This window comes from Oscillibacter sp. CAG:155, assembly GCA_000436875.1.
Classification (GTDB): Bacteria; Bacillota; Clostridia; order Oscillospirales; family Oscillospiraceae; genus Oscillibacter.
The window spans coordinates 1-6,646 of the sequence record FR890911.1; the positions used below are offsets into that span (position 1 = coordinate 1).

Here is a 6,646-nt window from a genome sequence, read left to right on the forward strand (position 1 = left end):
TCCGGTGTTTTGTCTGCTCAGGCGGCCTGCTGGACAGCCGCCTCTGTCGCAGCCTTCTGGCAGAAGTTTGCCAGGAACTCGGCCACCTCATACCGCAGGGCGGCATCGGTGGGACGGAGCGCCCTATCGGCAATCAGCACACCGGAACCAACCGCCCACTCCATGGCTTCCTGGGCATACTCACCGACGGCCTCCCAGTCCGCATAGACGCCGGTGATTGTCGCCGTCTTGGAGACATCATACTCCATGAACTGCGCATAACGGTACAGAATCGTCAAAAACTGCTGGCGGGAGATAGCCTGGCCGGGGGCAAAGGTGGTGGCCGTGGTCCCATTGGTCAGCCCCTTCTCCGCCGCCCAGGTGATGGCCTGCCGGAAGGGAGAATCTGCCGCCACGTCGGTGAAGGGGCATGCACCCGCAGGCGCGGGAGAGCCGTTCATCCGCCACAGCACGGTGACCATCTGGCCCCGGGTCATGGTAGAAAGGGGCGCGAAGGTGGTCTCGGTAACCCCCTTGAAGATATTGTTGTCGTAGCAGTATTTCACTTCGTCATAGTAGGCGGCGTCAGCAGCCACATCGGTAAAGGGCAGTCCCTTCTCAATGGTGATCCGGCCGCCGGGATTTCCATAGGCCGCAGCGGTGACGACACCATCCAGCTCATCGGTGATGTAGTCCATGACCACCTCATCCATGGCAAGACCCAGGTCATAGTTGACGGAGGCAGCGGCAAAGGCATAGTAGGTGTCGCCGCCGGCAGCCATGAAGTCGTTGGTGGCAATGGTATAGGTGGCATTCTTGTCAAACGCCTTGCCGCCCACGGTCTCGATGGCCACGCGCTGGATGCTCTTGGGGCCGTAATAGGTGGAGCCGGGATACAGATCGCCCTGGTCATAGGCCTTGGTAGTATCCACGGTAAAGGTGATGCCGCTGACCTGGGGGAAGCCGCCGATGGCGGTGGGGGTGCAGTAAGTGGACGCCTCCAGGGCCTCCAGCAGCTCCGCACCGGTGACCTTGACGATGCTCAGCGTGTTGCCGAAGGGCAGCACGGTGTTGATGTCTTTCTTGGTGATGTCGCCCTTGGCAATGGAGGCACGGATACCGCCGCCGTTGGTAACGGCCGCATCCACCTTGGTGCCTTCCTTTTCAGCGCCCCAGACCAGCGCATCGGTGATCAGGTCACCCAGATTGGTCTCTTCGGTGCGGTTGCCGGGTTCCTTTTCGCCGTTGAGGTCCACTTCGGTCTTGGCAAAGGCGGTGCCGTACTCCTTGTCGATCTCCGCCTGAATGGCAGCAGCGCGGTCGGCAACAGTCTTGTCGGCAGCGGTCAGGGAATCCAGGGGATAGGACTTGGCAGACACATGGCCGCTCCCGTCAATGGTCACAACACCCACATTCTCCAGCTTGGTGCCGGTGGACGTCAGGACCGTTCCGTTGATCATGTCGGTTCCGGACGTGACGAGAACGTTGCCCGCCTGGGTTTGGGTACCGCCCAACGCTTTTATGATGTCCTCCTGCGTGGAATGAGAATGGCCGTCAATGAACACATCAATGCCGGACACCTTCTCCAGCAAGTCAATGGAGCGATTGCCGGTAGACTCGGCGTCAATGCCCAGATGTCCCAGGCAGACGATGTACTCGCAGTGGGCATCCTCCAGCATCTGCACCTCCGCCTGGGCCAGGTCGAACATCTCCTCTCCGGCCAGGAAGGTCACGCCCTTGATTTTGGCGGGATTGGCCTTGGTGGCGGTTTCGGGGGTGTCCAGGCCGAATACGCCGATCTTGGTGCCATCAGGCGTGGTGAAGATCATGTGATCCTCAAAAGCCGGCCTGCCGTTGTAGGAGATGTTGGCATCCACAATGGTAAAGTCGGCGTTCTTTTCCAGGGCCTTGATGTTGTCGTATCCGTAGTCAAACTCGTGGTTGCCCAGGCTCACCACATCGTAGCCCGCTAGGCTCATCAGTTCCACGGCGGTGGCTCCCTGGGATGTGCTGACGGTGGGATCGCCCTGGATGAAATCGCCCGCATCCATCAGCAATACATAGGCCCCACGGGCCTCATATGCATCCTTGAGAGCCGCCACCTTTGCATAGCCGCTGATGGCACCGTGAACGTCATTGGTGTGCAGGATCACAATCTCTCCGGCCATATCTCCCGTTGTGGCCGCCTCCTCGGCACTGACGGTGACGGTCAGGGAGAACATCATCGCCAGTACCAGGAGCAGGGACAAGAATTTTTGCTTCTTCATTCTCTTTGCCTCCTTTAAGATCTGGATTCTTTCTCGCCCGGATGTTAGTTTCAGTATAGCATGTCTTGCTAAAAAGGTCAGCGAGTTTCTGTTTACTTCCTATGAAAATTTTACAAAGGTTTTTCATTTGTTTTGCCAAATCAAATGCCGCTTCTTTTCCCCCCACTGGAAAATCAAAACGGCACATGCTATACTGTCCACAGAAAATGCCCTGTGCAGACTTTGCCGGCCCCAGCCGGCAGAATGGAGGTATCCCTATGCAAACACTTCTCAAAGGCGGCACTGTGGTCTCCGGCACCGGTATGCACCGGGCCGACGTGCGCATTGACGGAGAAAAAATCGTTCAGGTGGGACGAAAGCTGGACGGCGGCGAGGCCCGGGTGGTAGACGTCACTGGCTGCCTGCTCTTCCCCGGCTTCATTGATGCTCATACCCATTTTGACCTGGATGTGGCCGGCACCACCACCGCCGATGACTTTTACACCGGCAGCCGGGCGGCGCTGCGGGGCGGTACCACCACCGTTATCGACTTTGCCTGCCCCAACAAGGGAGAGTCCCTCCACCATGGGCTGGACCTCTGGCATCAGAAGGCGGACGGGCGGACTTTCTGCGACTACGGGTTCCACATGACCATCGACGACTGGAACGAATCCATCCGGGCGGAGCTTCCGGACATGTTTGCCGCTGGAATCTCTTCTTTCAAGATGTACCTCACCTATCCCGCCATGATGATCGGTGACCGGGATATTTACTGGGCCCTCAAGGAACTGCGGGGTCTGGGCGGTATCGCCGGATTCCACTGTGAAAACGCCGGTGTCATCGACGGTATGATCGCCGAGCGAAAAGCCGCCGGGGAACTCTCCCCCGCCTCCCATCCCCTGACCCGTCCTGCCTGCCTGGAGGCCGAAGCTGTCAGCCGTCTGCTACGCATTGCCCAGGCGGCGGACTGCCCGGTGGTGATCGTCCACCTGACCAATCAGGAGGCCCTCAAGGAGGTGGAGCACGCCCGCCGCCGGGGCCAGAAGGTCTATGTGGAGACCTGCCCTCAGTACCTGCTGCTGGATGAACACGTATACTTTAACCCCGACTACTCCTCCGCCGCCCGGTATGTCTGTGCTCCGCCCCTGCGGGCCAAAGAAGAGCAGGACCACCTGTGGAAGGCGCTGCGCCGGGGTGAGATCCAGACCATCTCCACCGATCACTGCTCCTTTACGCTGGCGCAGAAGGATATGGGCCGGGAGGACTTTACCAAGATTCCCGGCGGACTGCCCGGCGTGGAGACCCGGGGTGAGCTGATCTATTCCTACGGTGTGGCCAAGCGGCGGATCTCCGCCGCCCGGATGTGCCGCTGCCTGAGTGAAAACCCGGCGCGGCTCTACGGTCTCTTCCCACGCAAGGGTGTTCTTCGCCCCGGCAGCGATGCGGATATCGTGGTCTATGACCCGGACCTCAGCCATGTGATCCGGGCCGACGATTGTGTGGCCAACGTGGACTACAACCCCTATGAGGGCTTTGTCACTGTGGGCGGCATCCGCCAGGTATGGCTGCGGGGAGAGCTCTCCGTCAGTGAGGGGCAGGTGCTGGCCGAAACACCGGCAGGCCGATATATGGCCCGGGGCAAGAATTCCCTGTAAGCACAGTCCCCGGCTTTCCTTAAAAACCTTCAAACGGGAGATCCGATTTTCATCGGGTCTCCCGTTTGAACGTCTCTTCCCCCTGAAATCCACTGTACTCCTGCTGAACAGCTGGGCAAAATGGCGCAGGGACGGCGGCAGGAATCCCGTCACTTTGCACGATTTTTCCCATTTAGGACAGATTTGCTTGCCATTTCGTTCCTGTCGTGTTATGATTCACACTTGTGTGAAAAATATGATTATGAAGGGGACGATTTCATGCCTGGAGGCAAACATATGCTGGGAAGATCCAAAAACCGGGTCTTCGGCACCGCCAAGGTGGGGGATCGCGGCCAGATCGTCATTCCCCAGGAGGCCCGCCGTTTTTTCGGCATCTCCCCGGGGGATACGCTGCTGATCCTGGGCAATGAGGCCAGCGGCCTTGTTGTGACCAAGCCGGAGATTTTAAACAATCTGGCCGATGAAATTTTAGGGAAAGAGGACGGACACGATGGACATTGAGACCATGTATGAACAGCTGGGCGTCAGCCGGGCTGTCTACGAATACGGGGAAAGCGTACTGCGGGACCTGCGGTCCCGGTTCGACGCCATTGATCAGACGGCGGAGATCAACCAGGGCAAAGTACTCCACGCCATGCAGAAAAACAAGGTAAACGCCACCCACTTCGCCGCCACCACCGGTTACGGCTATGACGACGAGGGCCGTGACAATCTGGAGCGGGTATATGCCGATGTGTTCCACACGGAGGCCGCCCTGGTCCGGCCCCAGATCACCTGCGGCACCCACGCCCTGACGGTGGCCCTCAGCGCCAACCTGCTGCCGGGAGACGAGCTGCTCTCCGCCGCCGGCGCTCCTTATGATACGCTGGAGGAGGTCATCGGCATCCGGGAGAGCAAGTGCTCTTTGAAGGAATACGGCGTCACCTATGCCCAGGCCGACCTGAAGGCCGACGGCACCTTTGACTTTGACGCCATCCGGGAGAAGATCAACCCCCGCACCAAACTCATCACCATCCAGCGCTCCAAGGGCTACGCCACCCGCCCCTCCTTCTCCGTGGCACAGATCGGGGAAGTAATCGCCTTCTGCAAATCCGTCAAGCCGGATGTGAAGGTGATGGTGGACAACTGCTACGGCGAATTTGTGGAGACTCTGGAGCCCTCGGATCTGGGCGCCGACATGGTAGTAGGCAGCCTGATCAAAAACCCCGGCGGCGGTCTGGCCCCCATCGGCGGCTACATCTGCGGTACCAAGGAGTGCGTGGAGCGGTGCGCCTATCGCCTCTCCGCCCCCGGTCTGGGCCAGGAAGTGGGCGCCAACCTGGGACTGATGCCCGCTTTCTACCAGGGCCTGTTCCTCTCCCCCACGGTGGTCTCCGGCGCTCTGAAGGGTGCTATCTTCGCCGCCAACATCTACGAGAAGCTGGGCTTTGCCTGCGTGCCCTCCGCTACAGAGGACCGCCACGACATCATCCAGGCAGTAACCCTGGGCAGCCGGGAGGCCATGGTGGCCTTCTGCAAGGGCATCCAGGCCGCCGCGCCGGTGGACAGCTATGTGACGCCGGAGCCCTGGGCCATGCCCGGCTACGACAGCGACGTCATCATGGCCGCCGGTGCCTTCGTCCAGGGCAGCTCCATTGAACTCTCCGCCGACGGCCCGATCCGCCCGCCCTATGCGGTCTATTTCCAGGGCGGCCTGACCTGGTATCACGCAAAGCTGGGCATCCTGATGAGCCTGCAGAAGCTGGTGGAGGCCGGGATCGTCCGCCTGCCTGCCTGAACAATTTAACAATTTCATTTTGTGTTAGGAGAAATACGTAATATGTGGTTTTGGCTCTCTCTCATCGCGCTGCTCTGCTGGAGCGGCTCCGACCTCTTTTCCAAAATCGGCTGCCGGGACCCCCGGGACAAATTCAGCCCCCTGAAGATGGTTATCGCCGTCGGTGTGGTCATGGGACTCCACGCCGCCTATGAGATCTTTGTTGGCGGCACGGAGATCAATCTCTCCATCCTTCTGACCTACCTGCCGGTTTCCCTGCTGTACATTGGCTCCATGACGCTGGGCTATGTGGGCCTGCGGTACATTGAGCTGTCCATCTCCTCCCCCATCTGCAACTCCTCCGGCGCACTGGTGGCAGTGATGACGCTGGTCCTCTCCGGCATCAGCGGCTATTCCCCTCTGGCACTGGTGGCAGTGGCGCTGGTGTGCGCCGGTGCCATCGGTCTGGGCGTGGTGGACGCCTGCGAGGATGAGGCCCTCCGGGCCGCCCGGCAGGAGGCCAGCAACTACAAGTACGCCAAAAGCGCCATGGCCCTGGCCATGCCCGTGGCCTACTGCCTGCTGGACGCCGCCGGTACCTTTGCCGACAACCGGGTGCTGGAGACCCTCAACGAGGACAGCGCTAACGTTGCCTATGAGCTGACCTTCCTGCTGGCCGCCGTGGTGTGCTTCATCTACGTGGTCCTCATTAAGCGCACGCCCCTGATCCCCAAGCTGGAGGCCCCCAAGTACATCGGCGCCGTGTGCGAGACCGCCGGTCAGTTTGCCTACATCTACGCCATCGCCGATACCGAACACCTGGCCATGTCTGCCCCCATCATCTCCTCCTACTGCGCCGCGTCTGTACTGTGGAGCCGCATTTTCCTCAAAGAAAAGCTCTCCTGGAAGCACTACCTGATGATTCTGCTGATTATCATCGGCATTGCCATCATGGGCTTTTTCGATATGTAAATCCGATTGCAGGACGCCCCTGCGCCGTACGGCGCAGG

5 protein-coding genes are annotated in these 6,646 nt (G+C 60.0%); 4 read left to right on the forward strand and 1 reads right to left on the reverse strand.

What is annotated here, in order from left to right:
• Positions 1-17: 17 nt before the first annotated feature.
• On the reverse strand, positions 18-2,246 hold the full coding sequence (locus tag QZL67_RS06145) for a 5'-nucleotidase C-terminal domain-containing protein (protein ID WP_022289872.1): 2,229 nt from the start codon (positions 2,244-2,246) through the stop codon (positions 18-20).
• A gap of 257 nt (positions 2,247-2,503) precedes the next feature.
• Between QZL67_RS06145 and hydA the strand changes: the two genes are divergently transcribed.
• From hydA to QZL67_RS06165, 4 genes are all read left to right on the forward strand, one after another.
• Positions 2,504-3,880: a dihydropyrimidinase gene (hydA, locus tag QZL67_RS06150; protein WP_022289873.1), complete on the forward strand. Its 1,377-nt coding sequence runs from the start codon at positions 2,504-2,506 to the stop codon at positions 3,878-3,880.
• 276 nt (positions 3,881-4,156) lie between these two features.
• Positions 4,157-4,381: an AbrB/MazE/SpoVT family DNA-binding domain-containing protein gene (locus QZL67_RS06155; protein ID WP_022289874.1), complete on the forward strand. Its 225-nt coding sequence runs from the start codon at positions 4,157-4,159 to the stop codon at positions 4,379-4,381.
• Positions 4,371-5,657, forward strand: coding sequence for a methionine gamma-lyase family protein (locus tag QZL67_RS06160; protein WP_022289875.1), 1,287 nt, complete (start codon positions 4,371-4,373; stop codon positions 5,655-5,657). Before QZL67_RS06155 ends, QZL67_RS06160 begins: the two co-directional genes overlap by 11 nt.
• A gap of 42 nt (positions 5,658-5,699) precedes the next feature.
• Positions 5,700-6,608, forward strand: coding sequence for an EamA family transporter (locus QZL67_RS06165; RefSeq protein ID WP_022289876.1), 909 nt, complete (start codon positions 5,700-5,702; stop codon positions 6,606-6,608).
• Positions 6,609-6,646: the final 38 nt, after the last annotated feature.